Genomic DNA, 24,159 nt, shown 5'->3' on the forward strand with positions numbered 1-24,159 from the left:
ATGTTGTTTTCAAAAACAATTGGAATAAATTTTGAACCGCATATTGTAACGGATATATCTGCGGGTTTATAGCATTTATATACAATTGTCTATTCAATCGTTGTTGCCATAACAACGTTGTCCTTTATATCACAATAAATTGCTTAAATGTTCCGTATCAACAAGGCCAAATATGCTCAACAAGCAGTTGCGCATTACGTTGCCCTCGAAACTCATTTACATCTAATCGATAAGCTAATTCAACCGTTTTAATACTGTTATCAGGCCACATATTGATATCAACATTAAAGGCAATTGCATCAATCATAAGATGGCTATTTACTGGCTGAAGCATCATTTTTAAATGCTTACTACCCACAATACGTTGTTGTAGCAGCGTAAACTTACCGTCAAATAAAGGTTCCGGAAATGCCTGTCCCCAAGGCCCTGCTTCTCTTAGCATTTCGGCGATAGGCAATGAAAGTTGATTATCGGTTAGTTCACCATCCGATAAAATTACGCCTTGCAACTGTTCATCGGAAACCAACTCTGCCATTAAAGACGAAAAATGACGTTGAAATAGCGGGAATTTATCTTCTTCAAGTGAAAGTCCTGCCGCCATTGCATGCCCACCAAACTTCACCATCAAACCTGGGTTTAACGTATTTAATCGTTCTAAGGCATCTCGAAGGTGAACACCACTAATTGAACGACCAGAGCCTTTTAACAGACCATCGCCACTAGGTGCAAAAGCAATCACAGGACGATGCAATTTTTCTTTAATGCGAGAAGCTAAAATACCCACAACACCTTGGTGCCACTCAGGATGGTAAATAGCTAAACCATTTGGTAAATCATGTTGAGTGCCCATAAATTGGCGGAAAATGGTTGAGGCTTCTTCTTGCATACCCGCTTCAATTTCACGCCGAGTTTGATTTAAGCCATCAAGTTCATTAGCAATTTCACGCGCAGAACCAATATTATCGGTTAAAAGTAGAGCAACACCAACAGACATATCATCAAGGCGTCCAGCTGCGTTTAAGCGAGGTCCTAAAGAGAAACCTAAGTCACTACTGACTAATTGAGATAACTCTTTACGAGAAACCTCAGTAAGCGCTTTTATCCCCACACAACAGCGCCCCGCTCGAATACGACGTAATCCCTCATAAACAAAAATACGGTTATTCTCATCAAGCGGAACAACATCAGCGACTGTACCCAGTGCAACTAAATCGAGAAAGTCAGCCATATTAGGGCGTACTAAACGTTGTTGCTCAAACCAACCTTGTTTTTCTAATTCAGCTCTTAATGCCGTCATTAAATAAAAAGTAACACCAACGCCAGCTAATGATTTCGATAAGAAATCGCAATCAATCAGATTAGGGTTAATAATCGCATCAGCAGCAGGTAAGGTTTGTCCCGGTAAATGGTGATCTGTTATGAGGACTCGAATATCATATTCATGGGCAGTCTCCACGCCTTCAAAAGAGGAAATACCATTATCAACGGTGATAATCAGTTCAACCCCTTTTTTTGCAACATCATGTACAACTTGAGGGCTTAAACCATAACCATCATCAAAGCGATTGGGAATATGATAACTTACTTGCTTAAACCCCATTTGGCGTAATGCCTTTATAGCCAACGCAGTACTGGTTGCGCCATCGGCATCAAAATCACCAACAATCACAATGCGAGATTGTTGCTTTAAAGCTTCAATGAGCAATGAAATCGCCGTTTCTATTCCAGTTAATGCTTGATAATGAAGTAAGCCTTTTAACGACCGTTCTAGTTGAACTTCAGATGTTATTCCACGGTTAGCATAAATTTGTCGCAATAAGGGATCTAAGTTATCCGGTAATTGAGTTGCCTGCGCAATTCGACGACGCAGTGTCGGTTCAATAGTGACCATAAAACGTAATTACTTCTCTTTTTTATCTAATAATTCAACAAGGTTTTGAGCAGAAATATATCCACCGTAAATACTGGCATTAGGTAATACAATAGCTGGCGTGCCTTGGATCCCCATCATAGTGCCTAATTTAAAGTGTTCATTGATATTGATTTTTGTACATTCATCAATGGGAATAATTTTGTCACCTTTAAATGCACTGTCTAATGATTTATTAGGAAAACCGCTACACCACACGGCGTTCATTTCTTTACTCACAATATTATTGCCAACACCGTTACGAGGAAAGGCTAAATAACGTACCGTTACACCCTGTTTATTCAGTTCAGAAACTTCTTGATGAAGTTTTTGGCAATAAGGGCAACTAATATCAGTAAAAATGGTGATCACATGGCGCTCATTACGCGCTTTATAAACGATCATTTCATTTTTCAGTGAATCGACTTTTTTCATGATAACTTGATTAGCAATACTGACAGGCTCACCACTGCTAATATTATAAATAGGACCTGCTGTTAGATATTTACCATCGTCAGTAATATAAAAAATACCTTTATCTGATAACACGGCATTTAATCCAACAATGGGAGTGGGTTGGATACTTTCTGCTTTAATTTGCATTTTAGCCAGTTGTGCTTCAATAGAAGCATTGTCAGCAAGCACAGGTATTGACACCATGCTTAATAATATTGGCAACCAAAGTAATCTCTTTTTCATTTGAATTCCTATTTAACGCCTACTATGTAGTGGCTATCCCCTTGGATGGTGTTGCTGGTGAAGCACTTTCAAGCGCTCTGTTGCAACATGGGTATAAATCTGTGTTGTAGAGAGGTCACTGTGCCCCAATAACATCTGTACAACACGCAAGTCTGCTCCATGATTTAAAAGATGTGTTGCAAATGCATGGCGCAACACATGGGGTGATAACTTTTCAGTATCAATGCCTGCGATCACCGCATAATGTTTTATCCGATGCCAGAAAGTTTGTCGTGTCATTTTCTGCCCTCTTAAGCTAGGAAAAACGATATCATCTGTTTTCCCTTGCATTAAAGAGGGTCTTCCATATTGCAGATATTGTTCTAACCAGTAAATAGCTTCTTCACCTAAAGGGACTAATCGTTCTTTATCTCCCTTACCAATCACTCGTAATACACCTTGTCGTAAACTGATATCAGAAAGAGATAATCCGACTAATTCAGAAACACGAAGCCCACAGGCATAAAGCACCTCAAGCATCGCTTTATCGCGTAATTCAAGTGGCTCATCAACACAAGGTGCATTAAGTAAATCATCCACTTGCCGTTCGCTTAAATCTTTAGGTAAACGTTTTGGCAGTTTTGGCGTTGAGAGTAATGCACTAGGATCATCTAAGCGTAATTTTTCACGATAAAGATATTGAAATAATCGACGCATCGTACTGAGTAAACGAGCCGCACTACTGGCTTTATAACCTTCATCTAAACGTGTCGCGAGAAAGGATTGTAAATCCAACGTAGTCACTGATACCCAATCCAATTGATGATGTATAAGCCATTGACCTAATGCTTGTAAATCTAAACGATAAGAACTGAGTGTATTGGCTGATAATCCTTGTTCTAACCAAATATTGTCGAGAAATTGCTCAATGATAATATCTGTATCTTCATGAGTCTGCGTTGTTTTTTTTGTCGATAATTTGGTTTGTGACACAGCCTTACTCTCCTGCTCTTTAGTTTATTGCCTTTACATTATGCCTTATAAAACTTTTTTTCTGATACAATAGTGACCTTTATTGGCAAAAATATCCTAAAAATCTTTATGAAAATTGGTCTATTTTACGGTTCTAGCACTTGTTACACCGAAATGGCAGCAGAAAAAATTCGTGATATTCTCGGTGAAGAGTTCGTTGATCTTCATAATGTTCAAGAGTGTGATATCACGCTTATGGAGCAATACGACATTCTTATTTTAGGTATTCCCACTTGGGATTTTGGCGAAATTCAAGAAGACTGGCTCAATATTTGGGAAACTTTGCCAACATTAAATTTAAAAAATAAACTTATTGCAATGTATGGAATGGGCGATCAAGTCGATTACAGCGAATGGTTTCTTGATGCACTAGGTATGCTTTACCATCATTTATTACCAAGTGGCGTGAGATTTATTGGATTTTGGCCTGTTGATGGGTATGAGTTTGTTAGTCCAAAACCATTATCAGATGATGGTAATCATTTTGTAGGACTTGCATTAGATGACGTTAATCAATTTGAAGAAACTGATGAGCGTATATCCCAATGGTGTATGCAAATTTTACGTGAAATAGAAGAAAACTTATAAAGATAATGCCCAGAAATTAAATATCTGGGTATTGCATTAATAGTTGTGAAAAATTACGCCATTCAATTTCGCTCATACTATCAAAAGCAACCCATAGCGTGATTTGTTTTTTATTCAAAATAGAAGTCAGGGTTATTCGAGTTCCAAAGCGACTAATCCAAGGGCGTTTTGTTATTTGCCACTCATGAAGCTTCCATTGCACTCGATTGCCGTTTAGTAAAATAAAATCACCTTTGATTCGACTAATATTTTTTTGTGTAAGATACCACCCACCGATCAAAAGCAATAACAAAGGTACCCAAATATAAATAAAATCAGGAGGCCATGGATAAAGCAGTAAGCCTATTTCGAAAGCAACATAAATTGCCGTTGAAAAGAGTTGTGTAAACCATGACACTGTAAGATGCGATTTCCATAATATCACGAGTTATATTAACCCCTGTTTTAGTTTTATATCAATATAAATAATGTTAAAAATAACCTATTTATAATGTAACTTCTTTCTCAACCTTGCAAATGATTTATCTCTATTTTAGATTTAATTTTTTATTACTTTTGGCTATTTTATACTTAATCAAAAAACAATTTAATAATAAATACGTAATATTTATTCTTCTTTAATTGCTGTTTTAATAAAATCAGCATACCTAATTAATTAAATACTCAGAAGATAATAGTGAGAAAAGAACATTTAAATCATCATTTATAGAGATAACACGCATTTCTGTCGCAAATTCGTTCTTTATTTCATCAAATTTTAGAGTTTGATTAATATCATTCATTTTTATATAAAAATATAAACGCCTTTATTAGATAATAAAAGCGTTACTCATAATCAATCAAAATTATTATTAGTCTATCGCTAATCTCATACTTTTTTATTAATATTTATCAACGATCTCTGCCATTCTTGCCCGATTACGCTCTTGAATTAATTTCACCATATAATAGAGCGATTCATCATCGGGGCGACCATGGTTCATTAGCCAGTTAAATAAATCAGGATCTGCACATTCGAGTAAACGAACAAAAAGCGCTTTATCATTATCAGATAACGTATCGTACTCATTTTCGAAAAAAGGCATGATAGAAATATCTAGCTCGCGCATTCCACGACGACATGCCCAGTTAATTCGTGCTTTATTCTCTATATCGATAGTCATACTCTGCTCTTTACATTGTTCAAATCAAGAAACACGACGATTTCTTCCTGCCTTTGATGATAGTCTTATCACAGAATTTTTAACATCAAAATGATCACAGTTTGCAGGGTTCGTCTCATAGATAACATGTTGAACACCTGTTTATTTGTCATTTATCAGATTCATTTTCTGTGCGTTATAAATAATAATGACTTGCATTGTCTTGTGACTCTTTTACCATAACTGATGTATCTGATTAATTTAATCGCTGGTGACATCATGACTCAAAATTCGACTCAAGCTAAACGCCCTCATACGGCAATCAATTTACCGTTAACACTGGTTTCTTTAGATGAATGGTCACTGATAACAGCAACCGGTGCTGATAGTGAAAAATATCTACAAGGCCAATTAACAACCGATATTACAGCACTTCCTGTAACCACACATACGCTATCGGCACACTGTGAAGCAAAAGGAAAAATGTGGAGCACATTACGTTTTTTCCATATGCAAGACGGTTTTGCTTATATTTTGCGTAAGAATGTCGCACAAAAACAACTGACTGAATTAAAGAAATACGCCGTATTTTCAAAAATAACTTTAGCTGAAAATACGCAAGCCGTATTATTAGGATTAGCAGGACAAGGCGCAGCTCAGGCTTTAGCTGACTATTTCCCTAATATTCCTCGCAAAGCGAATGAAGTCATTTATCACGACAATACTTATATTCTTCAATTACCTTTGCCTGCTGAACGTTTTTTAATTGTCACTGACGAAGAAACAGCAAAAAATTTAGCTACAACCTTAAAAGCAGAAACGCGCAATAGTGAACAATGGTTAGCATTAGATATTGAGGCTGGATACCCTATTATTGATACCCCAAATATTGAACAATTCTTACCTCAAGCAACAAACCTACAAGCATTACCACTGAGTATTTGCTTTAAAAAAGGCTGTTATACCGGGCAAGAAATGGTTTCTCGTGCAAAATTCAGAGGTGCCAATAAACGTGCTATGTATCTATTATCAGGCGGTGGCACTGAATTACCCGAAATTGGTGGTAGCATTGAGTGGCAACTAGGTGAAGATAAATGGCGTAAAACAGGCACTGTATTAAGTGCTGTACGTATGGCTGATAATACTATTCTTGCCGAAGTTATTATGAATAACGATATGGAAACGGATAGTGTATTTCGTGTTCAAGGCGATAACACCAGCCGCTTATCCATTAAACCTCTCCCTTACTCTTTAGAAGAAGAGTAACGCTTATTTAAATCAGAATGGATGTTTATGACACAACAACCTAATGGGGCTTTTGGCCCCTTTTCAGAGACGATCAATTTCATTATGGAATTAGATAAACTTAAGCGTGTTTATCGTAAAAATAATGTATTAGACAATAGTCGTTCTGAAAATACAGCAGAACATAGCTGGCATTTTGCCGTTGCCGCTATGAGCTTCCAACCTTATGCGGGCGACATTGATATGGGACGTGCTATTCAATTAGCGTTAGTCCACGATATCGTTGAGATCGATGCTGGTGACGTTATGGTGTATGACGTAGCTGCACGCGAAGCAATCAAAGAACACGAGCAAAAAGCGGCAAGGCGTATTTTTGCGTTATTGCCGTCTCCACAAAGTGAATATTTCCTTAATTTATGGTTGGAATATGATGCGGCTGAAACACCAGAATCTCAGTTTGCTAATATTCTTGATCGCACTATGCCAATGTTGATGAATCTACACAATGAAGGTCAAAGTTGGGTTGAAAATAATATCCGCTTAGAACAAGTGTTGGCACGCAATCTGTTTATTGAAAAACAGTGGCCAGAATTTTGGCAATATCTCTACCCTCAATTATTAGAGGCGCAAAAAAAAGGCTGGCTGAAGTAATTTAGTCAATATTGTATAAAATACTGCACATAAAAAAATACCGAAGGTTAACTTAGCCCTCGGTATTTAAATTTAAGAATATGGCTAGATTAAAGCTTATTCATAGTCACTCACTGGCGCACATGAACAATGTAAATGACGGTCGCCATACACATCATCAAGGCGTTTAACCGCTGGCCAATATTTGCTTTGTTTCGTTGCTTCACTTGGGAATACCGCACATTCACGGCTATAACTATGTGACCACTCTTGCACTAATTCATATTGTGTATGAGGCGCATTAACTAATGGGTTATCGTCAATTGGCCATACGCCGTTATTTACCTGCGCAATTTCAGCACGAATAGAAAGCAGAGCTTCAATAAAGCGATCAATTTCAACTTTACTTTCAGACTCTGTAGGTTCAATCATTAATGTACCCGCAACAGGGAATGACATCGTCGGTGCGTGGAACCCATAGTCAATTAAACGCTTAGCCACATCCATCTCACTAATACCGTAATTCGCTTTTAATGGGCGAATGTCGATAATACATTCATGGGCAACATAGCCATCGGCCCCTGCGTAAAGAATGTCATAATCATCTTTCAAGCGCTGTGCAATATAATTCGCATTTAAGATTGCCACTTGACTTGCTTTTTTAAGCCCTTGCGCACCCATCATACGAATATACATCCAACTAATGGGTAATATTGAAGCACTACCAAACTGGGCCGCAGAAACAGCGCCTTGTGTAGTGACATTCTCCATTTCAACAACAGAATGACCTGGTACAAACGGCGCTAAGTGTGATTTCACACCAATAGGTCCCATACCTGGCCCACCACCACCATGAGGAATACAGAAGGTTTTATGTAAATTTAAGTGAGAGACATCAGAACCAATAAAGCCTGGTGTTGTTATCCCTACTTGCGCATTCATATTGGCGCCATCAAGATAAACTTGTCCACCATATTGATGAATGATTTCACAAACTTCACGAATACCTTCTTCGTAAACACCATGTGTTGATGGGTATGTCACCATTACACAAGAGAGTTCCGCTTGATGTTTTTCTGCTTTAGCTTTTAAATCGGCAATATCGATATTGCCGTTATCATCACAACCAACCACCACCACCGTCATTCCTGCCATATGAGCAGAGGCCGGGTTAGTCCCGTGTGCGGAGCTTGGAATTAAACAGATATGACGAGCATCTTCACCACGACTTTGGTGATAACGACGGATAGCTAACAGCCCAGCGTATTCACCTTGGGCACCTGAGTTTGGTTGCATACACATCTCATCATAACCCGTTAATGCAGCAAGCCAACTGGATAGTTGCCCAATCATCACTTGATAACCTTTCGCTTGATAGGCTGGGCAGAATGGATGTAACTCTGTAAATTCAGGCCATGTAATTGGGATCATTTCAGCGGCAGCATTAAGTTTCATGGTACATGAACCTAATGGGATCATCGCTTGATTTAAGGCTAAATCTTTATTTTCTAAACGATGCATATAACGCATCATTTCTGTTTCACTGTGATATTGATGAAAATTTTCATGTGTTAGCACAGTGTCTTTACGTAACATTGATACGGGAATAGATGTTGATGATGAAGCGATTTGTTTATCGAGTGCATTAATATCACCCACTAATGCTTTACCACTGATGATCTCAATAAGCTTTAATACGTCTTCACGCGTTGTGATCTCACTTAATGTGATACCAACCGCGCCCACAATATCAGTACGTAAGTTAATTTCAGCATCTTTAGCACGTTGTAAAACTGTTGCTTTATCTGCTGTTTCAACCGTTAAGGTATCAAACCAAGTTTGATGACGTAATGCCATACCATTTTGCTTTAAACCGACCGCTAAAATATCTGTTAAACGATGGATTCGTTGAGCGATGGTTTTTAACCCTTCAGGCCCATGGTAAACCGCATACATAGCAGCAATATTGGCAAGTAAAACTTGAGATGTACAAATATTAGAGTTAGCTTTTTCACGTCGAATATGTTGTTCACGCGTTTGCATTGCCATACGTAATGCACGATTACCCGCTGCGTCACGAGACACTCCAATGATGCGACCTGGCATTGCGCGTTTATATTCATCACGACAAGCAAAGAATGCCGCATGAGGGCCACCATATCCCATCGGTACACCAAAACGTTGTGCTGAACCTAATACAATATCAGCACCCTGATGACCCGGCGCTGTTAATACTACCAGCGCCATTAAATCGGCAGCAACACTAGTAATGATTTTGCGCTCTTTCAGTGCAACCAATAACTTACTGTAATCATGAACTTCACCTGTTGTGCCAACTTGTTGTAATAGCACACCAAAAACACCTTCAAGCTCTAATACTTTTTCTGCTTTATCAACGATCACTTCAAAACCAAAAGTATCGGCGCGTGTTTTTACTACATCTAAGGTTTGGGGATGAATATCATCAGCGACAAAGAAACGATCTGCGTTTTTTAGTTTGCTTACACGTTTTGCCATCGCCATTGCTTCAGCTGCAGCTGTTGCTTCATCGAGTAACGATGCAGAAGCAAGATCCATTCCCGTATAATCAATAGTGACTTGTTGGAAATTCAGCAGTGATTCAAGGCGACCTTGAGACACTTCTGGCTGATACGGTGTATAAGCGGTATACCAACCCGGATTTTCTAATAAATTACGCAAAATCACCGGAGGTAATACAGAAGGCGCATACCCCATACCAATATAAGAGGTAAAACGCTTATTTTGGCTGGCTATGGCTTTTAGTTCAGCCAAAGCTTCTTGCTCTGTTGCTCCTTCCCCCACATTGGGTGGAGTATCTAGTTGAATATTATCCGGAACAATTTTTTGGGTTAATTCATTTAATGAGGAGACGCCAACAGCACTGAGCATCTCTTTAATCTGTTCTGGTGATGAACCAATATGGCGACGAATAAATTCATCACGATACTCTAACTGATTTAAAGTCTGTGTCATTGCAAGTAATTTCCTGAATTCACGATGAATGGATAGGTAATAGCCACGGCTTAAAAAACGTAGTAATAGCAATAGATAACAAGCTAACAAATAAAAACGCCCCGGCATGGTTTGACGGGGCGCTCGTTTTACTCTTCGCTATCTACCAATTCTTGATAACCAGCAGCATCAAGTAGGCCATCTAATTCGCTTTCATTATTTGCTTTTATGCGAAATAGCCAACCCTCTCCGTAAGGTGCGCTGTTTACCAGCTCTGGGGACCCCTCTAATTCTTCATTTACTGCGATAATCTCACCCGATAATGGTGCATAAATATCTGATGCTGCTTTTACAGATTCAGCAACCGCACAATCATCACCAGCGGTCACTTCTCGACCCACATCAGGCAAATCAACAAACACCATATCACCTAACAGTTCTTGTGCATGTTCAGTAATACCAATTGTGTATTCACCATTACCTTCAGAACGGATCCACTCATGAGACTGCGCGTATTTTAATTCACTTGGTATTTGACTCATTGACCTTACTCTCCATTTAAAATAATTGTGCGTGTTATACCAATGCTTTACCTGAACGAACGAATCCAGGTTTAACCACTTCTACTGGCATTTCACGATTACGCATTAATACAATTGCGCTATCTTTAATACCTGCGGGAACTCTTGCTAATGCAATACTAAAGCCTAATGTGGGCGAAAAAGTACCACTTGTAATCACACCTTCTCTTAATTCACCCAAATCATCAGTAAAGTGTACGGCAGTACCTGCACGTAGCACACCTTTCTCTCGCATAACAAGGCCAACAAGTTTATCTGTGCCTGTTGCGCGTAATTTTTCTAATGCTTCTCGACCAATAAATTGACGATCTTCAGGTGCCCATGCAATCGTCCATCCCATATTTGCCTCAAGCGGATTAATGGTTTCATCCATCTCTTGGCTGTAAAGATTCATTCCAGCCTCTAGGCGTAATGTATCTCTTGCACCTAACCCGGCAGGTTTAACCCCCACCGCTAATAATTTTTTCCAGAAATCGACCGCTTGCTCTTTTGGCATCGCAATTTCATAGCCCGCTTCACCAGTATAGCCAGTCGTTGCGATAAACAAGTCATCAAGCTCTATGCCATAAAAAGGTTTCATAGCAGAAACAACTTGGCGTTGCTGTTGAGTTAATAGACTTTGAACCTTTTCTTGTGCATGAGGGCCTTGAACAGCGATTAATGCCAAGTCATCGCGAACAGTAATATCAACCACGTAATCTGAAGCATGTTGCTCAATCCATGCCAGATCTTTTTCACGAGTCGCGGAATTCACCACAAGGCGATAAAAAGAGTCATCAAAGTAATAGACGATAAGGTCATCAATTACACCACCTGACGCATTAAGCATACCGGTATAAAGCGCCTTACCTTTTTCGGTGAGTTTAGCGATATCATTCGCTAATAAATAACGTAGAAAATCTTTAACTTGTGAGCCATGTAAGTCAACAATGGTCATATGAGAAACATCAAACATACCAGCATCACGACGTACAATATGATGTTCATCTATTTGAGAGCCATAATGCAACGGCATCATCCAACCATGAAAATCGACCATACGAGCACCGCAGGCTACGTGCTCATCATACAACGGAGTCTGTTTTGCCATTCTTCCCTCTTTCTACTTTTACTTTAGATTATTCAGAGAACGCAATTTGTTAAATATAAAATTAAACTTGATTCAAAATCAGCGTGTTAATCACGAGCTTAAGTTTATTTTTAAACATGGATTTAACAAATACGAGCAATTAACGTACAACGCAAACGATACCATCCCCTTGAACTTAGCATTGTGAGAAAAAATAAACCATAAGTTAAAATAGGGTATTGTGTCTCTCAATCATAATAGAGAGATATGAGTATGCAGAACTAATGATTGCAATTATGCGTATCAGCGCTCATTTTTAACGAGTAATTGCTGTAAAAAAGGGATTAGTACAAAGAATAGACTGAAAAAATAGATTTTTTTAGTTCTATTTCTTCAGTCAGATATAAATAAAAGTAATGTGAAATAAGAGAGGAATTAGATTTTTTCAACTGAAGCGAAATTTTTATCACTTAGCCATTCGGGTAAATCAGAAAGCCCCATTGCTTGTTCGAGTAACTTCGGTTTTACGCCCGGTAAACTATCCGCTAACGAAAGGCCAATGTCGCGAACCCATTTTTTGACAGGATTGTTGCCTGCAAAAAGTTCGCGAAATCCTTGCATACTAGCCAACATTATCGCAGCCGCATGTTTGCGACGACGCTCAAATCGTCTCAAATAGAGATACTCACCAAAATCTTTCCCTTCTGCTTTTAAGCGTCTTATTTCACCGATAAGTTCAGCGACATCCATAAATCCTAGATTGACACCTTGCCCAGCTAAAGGATGAATTGTATGTGCAGCATCACCTAATAACGCTAAACGAGGGGCGGCAAATTGACGCGCATAACGACCAATTAGCGGTATTGTCATACGATCACTGAGTAATTCACATTGGCCTAAACGCATATCAAAGGTTACACCTAATGTACGCTCAAATAAGGTTTTATCTGCATTTTTGTAGCTTTCGGCAAGGTGGCTTGGTAAAGACCAAACAATAGAGCAAGTATGAGGATCAGAAAGAGGTAGAAATGCCAAAATACCCTCACCATGAAAGACTTGGCGAGCAACATTATCGTGGGGTTGTTCAGTACGAATAGTGGCGACTAATGCATGATGTTCATAGTCCCAAAAAGTCAGCGGAATATCAGCATGTTTGCGTAACCATGAATTTGCGCCATCAGCGCCTACGACCAATCTCGCTGTTAACATTTCACCATCACTAAGTGTAATAAATGCATCATTTTCCCCCCAAACAACACGTTCAATTTGTGTCGATGAATAGAAGGTAATATCACTGTGGCTTTCGCATTTTTGCCACAATACCTCTCGAATAAGGTTATTTTCGATGATAGAGCCTAAATGGCTGAATCCTTCTTTTTGTGCTGAAAATTCAATTCGACCAAAACTATCTTGATCCCAGACTTCCATACCTTGGTAAGGCGTTGCTCGTAAAGCAATTAGATTTTCCCAAACACCTAATTTTTTCAGCAACATTTCACTGGCAGTATTAATAGCGGATACCCGTAATGAAAAATCATCTTGCGGGTGAAAATGTTTTGTTACTGGGTGATTTTCTATTATCGCTATACGTAATCCACACCCGTGTAATCCGCTGGCTAATGCAAGCCCAACCATTCCACCACCAGCAATAACAACATCAAATGATTTCATAATAAAATATCCTAAAAAGCGATTATTTTAGAGCGTGCTGTTCTTTTCTGCTTATTTTTACAACAAAAAAAATTTATAAAGCAAACTATTTACTATTTTAGGTGTTGATTGATATTAACAATGACCACTTAAAATAAAAATAGGCATTAAAAACAGCTGTATAGGTCCGATTTAAAATTGACTACCAAAGATCAACACGCTCTAGTCTGTCCAGCCCAGTGTTTGATGCGCCAATTTATTTCTCATCATTGGGAGCAATTCCATCGTCATTAACCCTAAGTTGCGAGAAACAACCAGTGGCACACAACGATTAGCAAACACTTTCACCAATCCATCTGTAATGGAAATGGTTTTTTCTCTATCTTGTTGGCGAAGTTGCTGATATTGAGAGAGCACTCGATAACTACCAATATCTTTATCGGTATTAATCGCTTGAGTAATCGTATTTGCCAACGTCATCACATCGCGTAAACCGAGGTTAAAACCTTGTCCTGCAATAGGATGGAGTGTTTGTGATGCATTGCCCACTAAGGCTAAACGATGGCTAATAATTTGGTTGGCTTTTTGCAGTGCTAAAGGATAGCAATTTCGTTTACCGATATGCTCCATTTTTCCTAACCGCCAGCCAAAATCACGCTGTAAATGTGCAATGGTCGTTTCATCATTCCACTGTGAAATTTCATCCCATTTATCAATGGGGTGACACCACACTAATGAACTACGCCCTTCACTCATCGGTAACATTGCTAATGGGCCAAACTCCGTAAAACGCTCAAAGGCTTTTCCCTCTGGGTCTATTTCTGTTTTGACATTAGCAATCACGGCAACTTGATGATAAGGCTCACGTTGCCATTGAATATGGCATTGATGACCAATTGGCGAGTTAGTACCGTCCGCAGCAATCAGTAAATTCCCCGTTAATTGCATACCATTATCAAGTGTAACCTCAACGCAGTCTATATTACGTTGAACGTGTTCAACTTTAGTGGGGCAATAAAGCGTGATATTAGATTGTTTTTTTAATTTAGCAAAAAGTTGCCTTCCAGCGTCATGCAACTCAATCACATAACCCAGTGCGGATATATCATAGTCTTGTGCATAAATATTAACAAAACCACTGTGGCCTCTATCTGAGACATGAACATGATTAATGGGAGTAACAAAAGGTTTTAATATTGACCAAAGCCCAATCTGTGATAAACGCTTTGCTGTTCCATGGGCTAATGCAATCGCTCTTGCATCAAATCCAGGATGCCCATGATCAGGCTCTCTTGCTTCAATTAACGAAATTGAAATATTGCCTTTGTTTAATGCAGAAAGTGCCAGTGCTAATGTTGCACCCGCCATTCCACCACCCACAATAATCACATTCATGCTGATTTTAGCCTTAAATTTTTCCTGCCATCAGAGCTTCAATTTCATCAGGATCTTTGACGACAGATGCCGTTAAGTTTTCGTTACCAGTTTCCGTAATCACAATGTCATCTTCAATACGAATACCAATACCACGATACTCTTGTGGCACATCGGCATCTGGCGCGATATACAGTCCTGGTTCGATAGTCAGTACCATGCCTGGTTCTAAAATGCGGTCACGGTCTGCGCCATAATGTCCAACATCATGAACATCAAGGCCTAACCAGTGGCTTAGGCTATGCATAAAGAAACGCTGATAGGCTTTTGTTTCAATAAGATGTTCGATTTCACCGTGCATAATGCCCAGTTTAACCAGTCCTTCGACCATGATATACACGACATGCTCAGTGACTTCTTTGATGCTTGTCCCCGGTTTATACAATTCCAAAGACACATTGATAGATTTTAAGACAATGTCATAAATTTCACGTTGTTGACGGCTAAATTTCCCATTCACAGGAAAAGTTCGGGTGATATCACCTGCATAACCTTCATATTCACATCCTGCATCAATGAGTACTAAATCCCCATCGCGCATTTTGGTTTCATTTTCGGTATAGTGCAAAATACAACCATTTTCACCACTACCTACAATACTGTTATACGAAGGGAAACGGGCACCATGAGAAACAAATTCATGCTCAATTTCACCTTGAAGTTGATATTCATACATACCCGGCTGACATTTTTGCATCGCACGTGTATGTGCTAATGCTGTAATTTTCCCTGCTTTACGCAATAATTCAAGTTCAAAGTCAGATTTAAACAAACGTTGTTCATGAACAAGAGGACGCCAATCAATAATAGTTTGAGGTGCTTTTAAATTCCGACGAGAGCCTTTTCTTAACGTTTCTAATGCATTAAAAACGATTTCATCAGCAAATGCATATTCGCCCTGAGCATGATAAACAACATCTAACCCGTTTAATAATTGGTAAAGTTGCTCACCAACATCTTCATAAGGAAGAGCCTTATCAACACCTAGTTTTTCAGGTGCAGCTTCTTGTCCAAGTCGACGGCCAAACCAGATTTCAGCCGTTAAATCTCTTACGCGATTAAAGAGCACACTATGATTATGTGTTTCATCACTTTTAATCAGCACGAGAAGCGCTTCAGGCTCACTAAAACCGGTTAGATAAAGGAAATCACTATGCTGGCGATAAGGATACTCACTATCAGCATTACGTTGCGCTGGTGGTGCAGCAAAAAAGATAGCTGCACTCGCAGGCTTCATTTGTGCTAATAATGCCTGACGACGGGATAAAAATTCTTGCTTATTCATACCCACTCCTGTCTTTCGTTTATCTTTATGATTGTCTAATGAATAATGTCATTAATGTAGTATACGTTGCTCATTTTGTTCATTACTTCCTTTGTCTTTTGGTGCGACAAAAGTGATATAACAAAGTTGAACAGACACTTTTACATATTCGCTGACTTCTTCAAGCGCATCTTCTAGTTCTTCTTGGTTTTCATCTTCTTCATAACCTAGCGCACCAATATTACGCAAATCGGTGATAACTTCAGTCAACTCTTTATGCTCAGATAGCTTAGGTTGTGCAACACCCAAACCTAAAAGAAAATGATTCACCCATCCAGCAAGGGCATCTGCTCTTGAAAAAACGGATTCAGATTCGTCAGGGACTAACAATGAAAAGTTAAATACACTGTCATCAAGTTGTTCGTAAGTAATGTGATAAAGCGCTTCAAGAGGGTCTGATAACGTTTTAGGGAAAGCTAAACCTTCATTCGTTAAATCATGTAGTAAGGTTTTCCAACTGCTATCACGCACAGCACCGCAAATAAACCCTGTAATCAATCCATGCATTTCGGCTGCCGTTAAAGGCACAGTATGTTGCTGTAATAAGACATCAATAGATTGATAATTCGGTAATGTGTTTTGTTTTGACATAAGAATAAACGTCGCATTTAGGGGAATAGTTCAAGATATGCTACCATCAATAGAAGTCGCTGTACCAGTTAAGCCATGTTAATCATTGGAATTTTTGTAGTAATAGCGTTTAATACAGCGTTATAACCGTATACACTACTCAACACGTAGCACAGATTTTATGTCAGGAAGGAATCATGTCCGCACAACCCGTTGAACTTCAAATTTTTGGGCGATCATTACGTGTCAATTGCCCACCAGAACAAAAAGATGCTTTACTGGCTTCTGCTGCTGAACTTGAACAACGATTACAAGATCTCAAAGAACGCAGTGGTGTTTCCAATACAGAGCACTTAATTTTTATCGTGGCATTAAATATGAGTCATGAGTTGGCAGAAGAAAAGTTAAAAACCAGAGACTATGCCTACAACATGGAAGAGAAGATAAAAATGCTACAACAATCTATTGAACAAGCTTTACACGATCAAGGCAAGCACCATGATCGCACTTTTTCAACTGCGAAGTAGATTTGTTCAGAAAGCATGCGTACGCCACGAAATTCACAGATAATAGGTTGCTTTCTACAATTAAAATAATACAATAGTTCATAGATAAGGTGCTTAACAGCATCCACCAAATTTCTCTGAGATGTTTGCCAGTGGGCCAGTCCCCTGAGCCGATATTCGAAACACATAGAATGTGGTGATCTGTTACTTGTGAGCATACCTGATTCGTTCAGGCAGCCTAATGGTAACAACACTATGTTCACCTTGGACCATGGGTTCAAGGGTTACAGCCTACGGCGGCATCTTGGAGACCTCTACTAAAGTTCTAAATGCTAGGTATTTTATAAATACTTAATGTTTAGAACTTTTTTTATGCCTCTTCGTCCTCAGTTCTTCAACTTTATCACTTTTTTACCTCTAAAGTGTGATAAATTGATTAGAATGATATTATTCAGTTAATACCAACCGAGTTTTGATGGATTGATGATGCCCCATACTTCACTATTTCAGCAAAGAGATGAAATACGTAAAACGATTCGCCAAAAACGACGTTTACTCACATCACAACAGCAACAGCAAGCTGCGCATCAATTATGTGAACGCGTCCTTAGTCATCCTAAAATCCAACAAGCACATACCCTTGCTTTATTTCTCTCTTTTGACGGTGAAATTGATACATCATATTTAATTTCACAATTATGGGCATTGGAGAAACAGATTTGTTTGCCCGTATTACACCCTTTTCATCGCTACCACCTTCTCTTTTTGCGTTATACACCAACCACTGTTTTAGTAAAAAATCGCTTTGCTATTTCTGAGCCACCTTTAAATGTCAACGCGGTTATTCCTCCCTCTGAGATTGATATTATTTTTACACCGCTAGTGGCTTTTGATGCTCAAGGCCAACGATTAGGTATGGGAGGCGGTTTTTACGATAGAACGTTAGAAAACTGGCAACAAAAATCATTTTATCCAATAGGGCTTGCCCATACTTGCCAGCAAGTTGAACATCTGCCTATCGCAAATTGGGATGTCCCATTACCTGAAATCATTACCCCAGAAAAAATATGGCACTTTTAATATTCTGAACAACCCGCCTTAAATATCGAATAATTATCTGTGTTTTTTTATATTTTTTATCTTAGAAAAAAATTTAAATACCTTTTTATATTTCCAGTCAATCCAAAGGTATGTTTATTTAAATGAAACGCAAAAAAGACACCCCCCTTATAAAATGTATTAATATTATTATCAACCTAACTAAAAATAAAGAAATAAAAATAAAAAATAATTGCACTATAAATTTTTTAGAAAAAGAATTTAAATTTAAATTAAAAAAAACAGACTCATTATTTTTACTTAAGAAAAACATTAATCATAAAATTATCTTTATAGATAAAAATAAACATTTTTTTATATTATTAAAACAAAATGATAATTATTTTCTTATTTATAATTATCAAACTCATCAAGTAGAAAAAATCAATAGAGATAAAATAATACAGAAAAGCATAGAACATGCTTATTATCTTGATTTCAGAAAACAACATCAATTTGATATATCTTGGTTTTTTCCTGTTTTTATACGATACAGAGCCGTTTTTTATCGTATTTTTTTCTATTCATTAATCTTACAATTATTATCTTTAGCTACACCTTTATTTACACAAATTATTATGGATAAAGTGATCATACATCAAGCATTATCAACCCTTGATGTGTTAGTTATTGGATTAATCTTTATGGCTATTTCAGAAGGAATATTAAAAGGAATTAGAGAATACATGTATCATCATACTGCAAATAAAATTGATGCAACCCTAAGTTTAAAAATGGCCAAACATTTATTAAATTTACCGATAAGTTATTTTAAATCACGACAAACAGGCTCGATTGTCAGTCGAGTAAAAGAATTAGATATTATTAGAGATTTTATCACCAATACATTATTAATGTTAATTATCGATTTTTCTTTTATCTTTATATTTATTTTTGTCATGACGATTTTATCGATAAAACTAACATTATTTTTTATAGCAACAATTCCTCTTTATTTTATTTTAGCTAAGTTGCTTGCACCAAAAATAGAATTAGCTGTTCAACAGCTTTATCAAAAAATGGCGACCAATACGGCATTTCTTACCGAAAGTTTAAGTGGTATAGAAACCATTAAAAGCCTATCTCTTGAGCCTCGATTTACACAACAATGGCATAGACAAATTCATCAACTTACTTGTAAACATTTAACACTTCAGGATATCGACTCGCGCTCTCGTTTTATTGTGCTATTTATCAATAAAACAACAACAGCATTACTGTTATGGCTAGGTGCTTATGAAGTGATTTCACATTCAATGACAATCGGTCAACTGATTGCCTTTATGATGCTACTAGGCTATTGCTTACAACCTTTAGCGATAGCTATTGATGTTTGGGGTAAATACATTAGAACAAAAACAGCTATTTATAATTTACAAGATATTCTTAATCTACCTAATGAGCAAAATGTCACAAAATCAAACACCAAACTTCAAGGTGAAGTTACTTTTGATAACGTGAGTTTTTACTATCAAAACAATACGCCACCTATTTTACGTAATATTTCATTACAGATTAAAAAACATGAAATTATTGGCATTGTAGGCACATCAGGCTCAGGAAAAAGTACCTTAGCACGACTGATTTCTGGTCTTTATACGCCACAATTAGGCTGTATAAAACTCGATAATATTCCACTGCCACAACTACATTTAAATAGTGTGCGTCAACAAATTGGTTTTGTACTACAAGAAAACTTTTTATTTCATTTGACGATTTTTGACAATATTAAACTGATGCAACCACACGCTTCTTTAGATGAGGTTATTGAAGTCGCCCAAATAGCAGGCGCTCATGAATTTATTTTAAAATTACCGTTGGGGTATGACACTTTGATCACAGAAGGTGGAACCTCCTTATCAGGAGGGCAACGCCAGCGTATTGCTATTGCAAGAGCCTTATTAACATCACCTAAGATATTGATCTTTGATGAAGCGACCAGTGCTTTAGATGATGATTCTCAAGCGATTATTCAAAACAACCTTCCACTTATTACACAAAATAAAACTGTCATTATCATTGCCCATCGCCTTTCAACCATACGAAATTGTCATCGTATTGTTGTATTAAATAAGGGGCAAATTGTGGAGCAAGGAAAACATGAGACTTTAATTAAAAATAACGGCTATTACACTAAACTGTGGCAAATTCAACAAGGATGTTGAGCATGAAATTAAACATAAAACGGCTATTACTGACTATTTTTCAACGTAATAAAAAGTCTTTCCATTATGATTTTTACCCTAATCATATAGCTCTTATTGAAAAACCATTAACGCCTTATAGTCGTTATATTGCATCTACCATTTCACTCAGTATTATTGCCTTTATTCTGTGGGTTTATTACGGAAAATTAGATGTACAATCCCCCGCAGTTGGTAAACTTGTCGTCACAGGACGTTCTCAAATAATTCAAATCCATGAACCTAGCCGACTAGCCATTCTTCATGTAAAAGATGGGCAAAAAGTTAATCAAGGTGATGCTTTATTAACACTTGATATATTGGGAGTTGATGAAGAAATGGAGGGAATAAGAAAGAAAAGAGACAATTTACTCTTACTTAAAATTCGCTATCAAGCTTTGAGCCAAGAAGCATCACCTCAAAGCCTTTATCATTTTAACAAATTAGATGATAAAACAAAAAAAACAATTTTATTAAGCTATCAAAAAGAAAAAGATGAATTCGATAGTAATATAAAAGTATTAGAAACTGAAATTGAAATAAATAATAGAAACCAATCACTAATCTATAATGATTTATTATCATTAAAAAACATACAAGCAAATATAAAAAACCGATTTATTATTAGAAAGGAACTTTACAATAAAAAAACAATTAGCAAAATGGAATATCTTGAAAGTGAGAAGGAACTATTAGAAATAAATCGCTCAATCACAATAAAAAACGCAGAATATCATATTATTAAAAGCCAAAAAAAACAATTAAATAAAAAATTAAATCAACTAGAAAAAAAGAAAAAATTAGAATGGCATGATAAATATAAACAGTATGAAAATGAGCTATTAATTTATGCTCAAAACCTTAATCACCTCCAAAAACGACAGCAACTCAAAACAATACGTTCACCTATCACTGGAACGATACAACAAGTTTCTGTTTATACACTCGGCAGTGTATTACAACCTGCTCAAAGTGTTATGACAGTCGTACCAGATAATCAAGTGAATATTGCAGAGGTTAATCTGCTAAATAGAGATATTGGTTTTATTCACATAGGGCAAAAAGCAATGATAAAAATAGATGCTTTTCCTTATACACGTTATGGCACAATTGAAGGAGAAATTATTAATATCGCTAAAGATTCTGTTCAACATGAACAATTAGGTTTAGTTTATCCCGCTACAATTAAATTAAATACACAAACTATTGAAAAGAATAATCGGCAATATCAGCTTACTCCCGGTATGTCTTTAGTCGCCGAAATAATTACGGATAAACGTCGTGTTATTGATTATGTTTTAAGCCCAATAGAGGTTTATCGACATAATTCACTGACTGAAAAGTAAAATCGGGTACTTAACACCATGAAAAATAAAACTAACTTAATAAAAGAAAAACAATATCATTGTTCTATTATTGATGGTTTAATTTATTTTGCCAAAAAAAACAATGGAAATATAAAAAAAGAAAATGTCATCCATTTTATTGGCAAAGATAATTTATTTAACAAATGGAATATTTTAGATGCTGCACACTTACTTAATTTAAAATGTAAATTTGATATCCTTGACTACGAAAATAAAAACTCTCACCTCATAAATACTCTTATTGAAATAAACAATAAATGGTATATTTTAAAAGAAATAAGAAGTAAACTATTAATTATATTTGATATAAAAAATAATATTACCATTGAATATGAATTAGATAAAAATCAAAAACTAAATATAGCATTATTTATTAATAAACAACATAATCCATTATGGAATAAATTTAATATCACTTGGTTTATTTCTACTATTTTAAAACAAAAAAAATCACTCTTATTGGTTTTTATTTTATCATGCTGTAGCCAGCTCTTCGCATTAGTTAACCCTTTAATTTTTGAAACATTAATCGATAAGGTATTAACAGGAAGAAATTTATCAAACTTACATTTACTGGGCTATTTATTGCTCTTAATTGCAATCACTGAACCTGTTTATCTTTTTCTTCGAGACAAATTGTATACATTTATTTCTTGTCAATTTAGTGCTGATTTTTCAGGAAAAATTTATCAGCATCTTATTCGCTTACCGAGTTCTTTTTTTAATCAACGACAATCAGGTCAAATAATTGCACGCATTCAAGAGCTTTCGCACATTCGTCAATTTATGACTGGTTCCGCATTGATGTTAGTGCTCGACCTCATTTTTATTATTGTGTTTCTTTCTGTAATGTTTACTTATTCAGCATCATTAACTTGGATAACGTTAGGTGCATTAATTCTTTATTTTACACTTTGGCTGATCCTTGGCCCAATGATCCGTTATTGGGTTGAGCAGGAATATCAAGCAAATGCTGATAATACTAGTCTACTAACCGAAGCAATTAGCGGTATAGAAACTATCAAAATTACAGCAACAGAAAGCTATTTTATCGAAAAATGGCAATATAAGCTCACCGAGCATATTAACAAACGGTTTTCAGCAACCCAAAAAACCTTATTAGCTCAACAAGTAATATTCATCATTCATAAAATCACAACAGCGATTATTCTGTGGCAAGGTGTTAATTTAATTATTAATACACAAATGACGGTAGGTGAGCTTATTGCATTTAATCTCTTCATTGCGCATATAACACAACCAATTTTACGCTTAGCACAATGCTGGCAAGATTTTCAGCAAACCACTATTTCTCTGCGCCGTATTGGCGAAATTTTAAATGCGCCGACAGAACACCAATATCATGGATTAGCCACGGTGCCCCAAATTACAGGTAGTATTGATTTTTCAAATGTCTATTTTCGTTATACCCATCATACACAAGATGTTCTTGAAGCACTCTCGTTCTCTATTCCTGCTGGGCAATTTATTGGTATCACGGGTCGTTCAGGCTCAGGAAAAAGTACTATCACACGCTTAATTCAACGACTCTATACTCCTCAACAAGGACAAATTTATATTGACGGCATGGATTTAGCTATCGCTGATCCTCTCTCTTTGCGCCAAAGTATCAGTATCGTTTTACAAGAAAGTTTTTTATTTAGTGGATCTATTGTCGAAAATATTCGTTTATCAAAACCCAATGCGAATGAACAAGAGATAATAGAAGCATGCCAACTTGCAGGTGCTCTAGATTTTATTGAGCAACTTCCTTTGAGATTTAACACTCAAGTCGGAGAAAAAGGTGCCAATTTATCAGGAGGGCAACGCCAGCGTATTGCACTGGCAAGAGCTTTACTAACAAATCCACGCATTCTTATTTTAGATGAAGCCACATCAGCATTAGATTACATCTCAGAAGCACAGATTTTGGCAAGTTTACCTCAGATTTGTCAAAACAGAACCGTCATTAGTATTGCACATCGCCTCAATACATTAGCACATGCAGATTATATTTATGTTATAGACAAAGGACGGGTATTGGAAGAAGGAACTCATGTGGGTTTACTTGAAAATAACACACTTTATTACCAATTATGGAAACAGCAAATGCAATAATAATGTTTAAAAAACAAGAAAGGCTCGAAATACCGAGCCTTCAAGATATTACTGATAATTAG

Annotated in this window: 20 protein-coding genes and 1 other RNA gene; 9 read left to right on the forward strand and 12 right to left on the reverse strand. The window is 36.9% G+C overall.

Annotated elements, in window-relative coordinates:
- Nucleotides 1–157: 157 nt before the first annotated feature.
- From recJ to xerD, 3 genes are read right to left on the reverse strand one after another with little or no spacing between them, the layout of a single operon-like run.
- Nucleotides 158–1,891, reverse strand: a complete 1,734-nt coding sequence (gene recJ, locus GWJ05_RS06890) for a single-stranded-DNA-specific exonuclease RecJ (protein ID WP_161681242.1) — start codon at nt 1,889–1,891, stop codon at nt 158–160.
- A gap of 9 nt (nt 1,892–1,900) precedes the next feature.
- Nucleotides 1,901–2,608 carry a bifunctional protein-disulfide isomerase/oxidoreductase DsbC gene (gene dsbC, locus GWJ05_RS06895; protein ID WP_036934902.1) on the reverse strand — a complete coding sequence of 236 codons (708 nt, stop codon included), beginning with the start codon at nt 2,606–2,608 and terminating at the stop codon, nt 1,901–1,903.
- Nucleotides 2,609–2,641: 33 nt separating this feature from the next.
- The gene (gene xerD, locus GWJ05_RS06900) at nt 2,642–3,580 is read right to left on the reverse strand and encodes a site-specific tyrosine recombinase XerD (RefSeq protein WP_036934903.1); all 939 of its coding nucleotides are present in this window, start codon (nt 3,578–3,580) and stop codon (nt 2,642–2,644) included.
- A gap of 108 nt (nt 3,581–3,688) precedes the next feature.
- Here xerD and fldB point away from each other — a divergent pair, with 108 nt between their 5' ends.
- Nucleotides 3,689–4,207 (forward strand): flavodoxin FldB, encoded by a 519-nt coding sequence (fldB, locus tag GWJ05_RS06905; protein WP_161681243.1) that lies wholly within the window; start codon nt 3,689–3,691, stop codon nt 4,205–4,207.
- A gap of 16 nt (nt 4,208–4,223) precedes the next feature.
- Here the strand turns inward: fldB and GWJ05_RS06910 are convergent, their stop codons facing one another.
- The gene (locus tag GWJ05_RS06910; RefSeq protein WP_161681244.1) at nt 4,224–4,631 is read right to left on the reverse strand and encodes a protein YgfX; all 408 of its coding nucleotides are present in this window, start codon (nt 4,629–4,631) and stop codon (nt 4,224–4,226) included.
- A gap of 457 nt (nt 4,632–5,088) precedes the next feature.
- Entirely contained in the window at nt 5,089–5,364 is a 276-nt protein-coding gene (sdhE, locus tag GWJ05_RS06915) for an FAD assembly factor SdhE (RefSeq protein ID WP_036938885.1), read from the reverse strand.
- Nucleotides 5,365–5,628: 264 nt separating this feature from the next.
- On the opposite strand from sdhE, the gene ygfZ reads away from it, so the two are divergent.
- Both ygfZ and GWJ05_RS06925 read left to right on the forward strand, forming a co-directional pair.
- Nucleotides 5,629–6,615 (forward strand): tRNA-modifying protein YgfZ, encoded by a 987-nt coding sequence (gene ygfZ, locus GWJ05_RS06920; RefSeq protein WP_036934908.1) that lies wholly within the window; start codon nt 5,629–5,631, stop codon nt 6,613–6,615.
- A gap of 27 nt (nt 6,616–6,642) precedes the next feature.
- A complete protein-coding gene (locus tag GWJ05_RS06925) occupies nt 6,643–7,245 on the forward strand; it encodes an HD domain-containing protein (RefSeq protein WP_036934909.1) in 603 nt (200 codons plus the stop codon).
- 96 nt (nt 7,246–7,341) lie between these two features.
- Here GWJ05_RS06925 and gcvP read toward each other — a convergent pair whose 3' ends face one another.
- From gcvP to GWJ05_RS06960, 7 genes are all read right to left on the reverse strand, one after another.
- Nucleotides 7,342–10,218 (reverse strand): aminomethyl-transferring glycine dehydrogenase, encoded by a 2,877-nt coding sequence (gene gcvP / locus GWJ05_RS06930; protein WP_161681245.1) that lies wholly within the window; start codon nt 10,216–10,218, stop codon nt 7,342–7,344.
- A 128-nt stretch (nt 10,219–10,346) separates the two neighbouring features.
- The gene (gcvH, locus tag GWJ05_RS06935) at nt 10,347–10,739 is read right to left on the reverse strand and encodes a glycine cleavage system protein GcvH (RefSeq protein WP_036934911.1); all 393 of its coding nucleotides are present in this window, start codon (nt 10,737–10,739) and stop codon (nt 10,347–10,349) included.
- 34 nt (nt 10,740–10,773) lie between these two features.
- Nucleotides 10,774–11,868, reverse strand: a complete 1,095-nt coding sequence (gene gcvT / locus GWJ05_RS06940; RefSeq protein WP_036934912.1) for a glycine cleavage system aminomethyltransferase GcvT — start codon at nt 11,866–11,868, stop codon at nt 10,774–10,776.
- A gap of 414 nt (nt 11,869–12,282) precedes the next feature.
- The gene (ubiI, locus tag GWJ05_RS06945) at nt 12,283–13,518 is read right to left on the reverse strand and encodes an FAD-dependent 2-octaprenylphenol hydroxylase (protein ID WP_087803217.1); all 1,236 of its coding nucleotides are present in this window, start codon (nt 13,516–13,518) and stop codon (nt 12,283–12,285) included.
- Between the two features lie 201 nt (nt 13,519–13,719).
- Nucleotides 13,720–14,892, reverse strand: a complete 1,173-nt coding sequence (gene ubiH / locus GWJ05_RS06950) for a 2-octaprenyl-6-methoxyphenyl hydroxylase (protein ID WP_161681246.1) — start codon at nt 14,890–14,892, stop codon at nt 13,720–13,722.
- A 13-nt stretch (nt 14,893–14,905) separates the two neighbouring features.
- Entirely contained in the window at nt 14,906–16,216 is a 1,311-nt protein-coding gene (pepP, locus tag GWJ05_RS06955; RefSeq protein ID WP_036934916.1) for a Xaa-Pro aminopeptidase, read from the reverse strand.
- A 51-nt stretch (nt 16,217–16,267) separates the two neighbouring features.
- Entirely contained in the window at nt 16,268–16,846 is a 579-nt protein-coding gene (locus tag GWJ05_RS06960; protein WP_036934917.1) for a YecA/YgfB family protein, read from the reverse strand.
- A gap of 176 nt (nt 16,847–17,022) precedes the next feature.
- Between GWJ05_RS06960 and zapA the strand changes: the two genes are divergently transcribed.
- From zapA to GWJ05_RS06990, 6 genes are all read left to right on the forward strand, one after another.
- Nucleotides 17,023–17,352, forward strand: a complete 330-nt coding sequence (zapA, locus tag GWJ05_RS06965; RefSeq protein ID WP_036934918.1) for a cell division protein ZapA — start codon at nt 17,023–17,025, stop codon at nt 17,350–17,352.
- A gap of 110 nt (nt 17,353–17,462) precedes the next feature.
- Nucleotides 17,463–17,646, forward strand: a non-coding RNA gene (ssrS, locus tag GWJ05_RS06970) — 6S RNA.
- A 171-nt stretch (nt 17,647–17,817) separates the two neighbouring features.
- Nucleotides 17,818–18,411 (forward strand): 5-formyltetrahydrofolate cyclo-ligase, encoded by a 594-nt coding sequence (locus tag GWJ05_RS06975; RefSeq protein ID WP_036934920.1) that lies wholly within the window; start codon nt 17,818–17,820, stop codon nt 18,409–18,411.
- A 122-nt stretch (nt 18,412–18,533) separates the two neighbouring features.
- Nucleotides 18,534–20,594: a peptidase domain-containing ABC transporter gene (locus tag GWJ05_RS06980; protein ID WP_036934922.1), complete on the forward strand. Its 2,061-nt coding sequence runs from the start codon at nt 18,534–18,536 to the stop codon at nt 20,592–20,594.
- Between the two features lie 2 nt (nt 20,595–20,596).
- Nucleotides 20,597–21,958 (forward strand): HlyD family type I secretion periplasmic adaptor subunit, encoded by a 1,362-nt coding sequence (locus tag GWJ05_RS06985; protein ID WP_052038457.1) that lies wholly within the window; start codon nt 20,597–20,599, stop codon nt 21,956–21,958.
- Nucleotides 21,959–21,976: 18 nt separating this feature from the next.
- Complete coding sequence (locus tag GWJ05_RS06990; protein WP_036934924.1) at nt 21,977–24,097, forward strand: type I secretion system permease/ATPase; 2,121 nt, start codon at nt 21,977–21,979, stop codon at nt 24,095–24,097.
- Nucleotides 24,098–24,159: the final 62 nt, after the last annotated feature.

Source organism: Proteus sp. G2626 (assembly GCF_009915985.1).
Taxonomy (GTDB): domain Bacteria; phylum Pseudomonadota; class Gammaproteobacteria; order Enterobacterales; family Enterobacteriaceae; genus Proteus; species Proteus vulgaris.

Excerpts from the sequence above, each read along its gene's own strand:
- recJ (WP_161681242.1), bottom strand. The coding sequence starts at position 1,891 with ATGGTCACTATTGAACCGACACTGCGTCGTCGAATTGCGCAGGCAACT.
- dsbC (WP_036934902.1), bottom strand. The coding sequence starts at position 2,608 with ATGAAAAAGAGATTACTTTGGTTGCCAATATTATTAAGCATGGTGTCA.
- fldB (WP_161681243.1), top strand. The coding sequence starts at position 3,689 with ATGAAAATTGGTCTATTTTACGGTTCTAGCACTTGTTACACCGAAATG.
- ygfZ (WP_036934908.1), top strand. The coding sequence starts at position 5,629 with ATGACTCAAAATTCGACTCAAGCTAAACGCCCTCATACGGCAATCAAT.
- GWJ05_RS06925 (WP_036934909.1), top strand. The coding sequence starts at position 6,643 with ATGACACAACAACCTAATGGGGCTTTTGGCCCCTTTTCAGAGACGATC.
- gcvP (WP_161681245.1), bottom strand. The coding sequence starts at position 10,218 with ATGACACAGACTTTAAATCAGTTAGAGTATCGTGATGAATTTATTCGT.
- gcvH (WP_036934911.1), bottom strand. The coding sequence starts at position 10,739 with ATGAGTCAAATACCAAGTGAATTAAAATACGCGCAGTCTCATGAGTGG.
- gcvT (WP_036934912.1), bottom strand. The coding sequence starts at position 11,868 with ATGGCAAAACAGACTCCGTTGTATGATGAGCACGTAGCCTGCGGTGCT.
- ubiI (WP_087803217.1), bottom strand. The coding sequence starts at position 13,518 with ATGAAATCATTTGATGTTGTTATTGCTGGTGGTGGAATGGTTGGGCTT.
- ubiH (WP_161681246.1), bottom strand. The coding sequence starts at position 14,892 with ATGAATGTGATTATTGTGGGTGGTGGAATGGCGGGTGCAACATTAGCA.
- pepP (WP_036934916.1), bottom strand. The coding sequence starts at position 16,216 with ATGAATAAGCAAGAATTTTTATCCCGTCGTCAGGCATTATTAGCACAA.
- GWJ05_RS06960 (WP_036934917.1), bottom strand. The coding sequence starts at position 16,846 with ATGTCAAAACAAAACACATTACCGAATTATCAATCTATTGATGTCTTA.
- zapA (WP_036934918.1), top strand. The coding sequence starts at position 17,023 with ATGTCCGCACAACCCGTTGAACTTCAAATTTTTGGGCGATCATTACGT.
- GWJ05_RS06975 (WP_036934920.1), top strand. The coding sequence starts at position 17,818 with ATGCCCCATACTTCACTATTTCAGCAAAGAGATGAAATACGTAAAACG.
- GWJ05_RS06980 (WP_036934922.1), top strand. The coding sequence starts at position 18,534 with ATGAAACGCAAAAAAGACACCCCCCTTATAAAATGTATTAATATTATT.
- GWJ05_RS06985 (WP_052038457.1), top strand. The coding sequence starts at position 20,597 with ATGAAATTAAACATAAAACGGCTATTACTGACTATTTTTCAACGTAAT.
- GWJ05_RS06990 (WP_036934924.1), top strand. The coding sequence starts at position 21,977 with ATGAAAAATAAAACTAACTTAATAAAAGAAAAACAATATCATTGTTCT.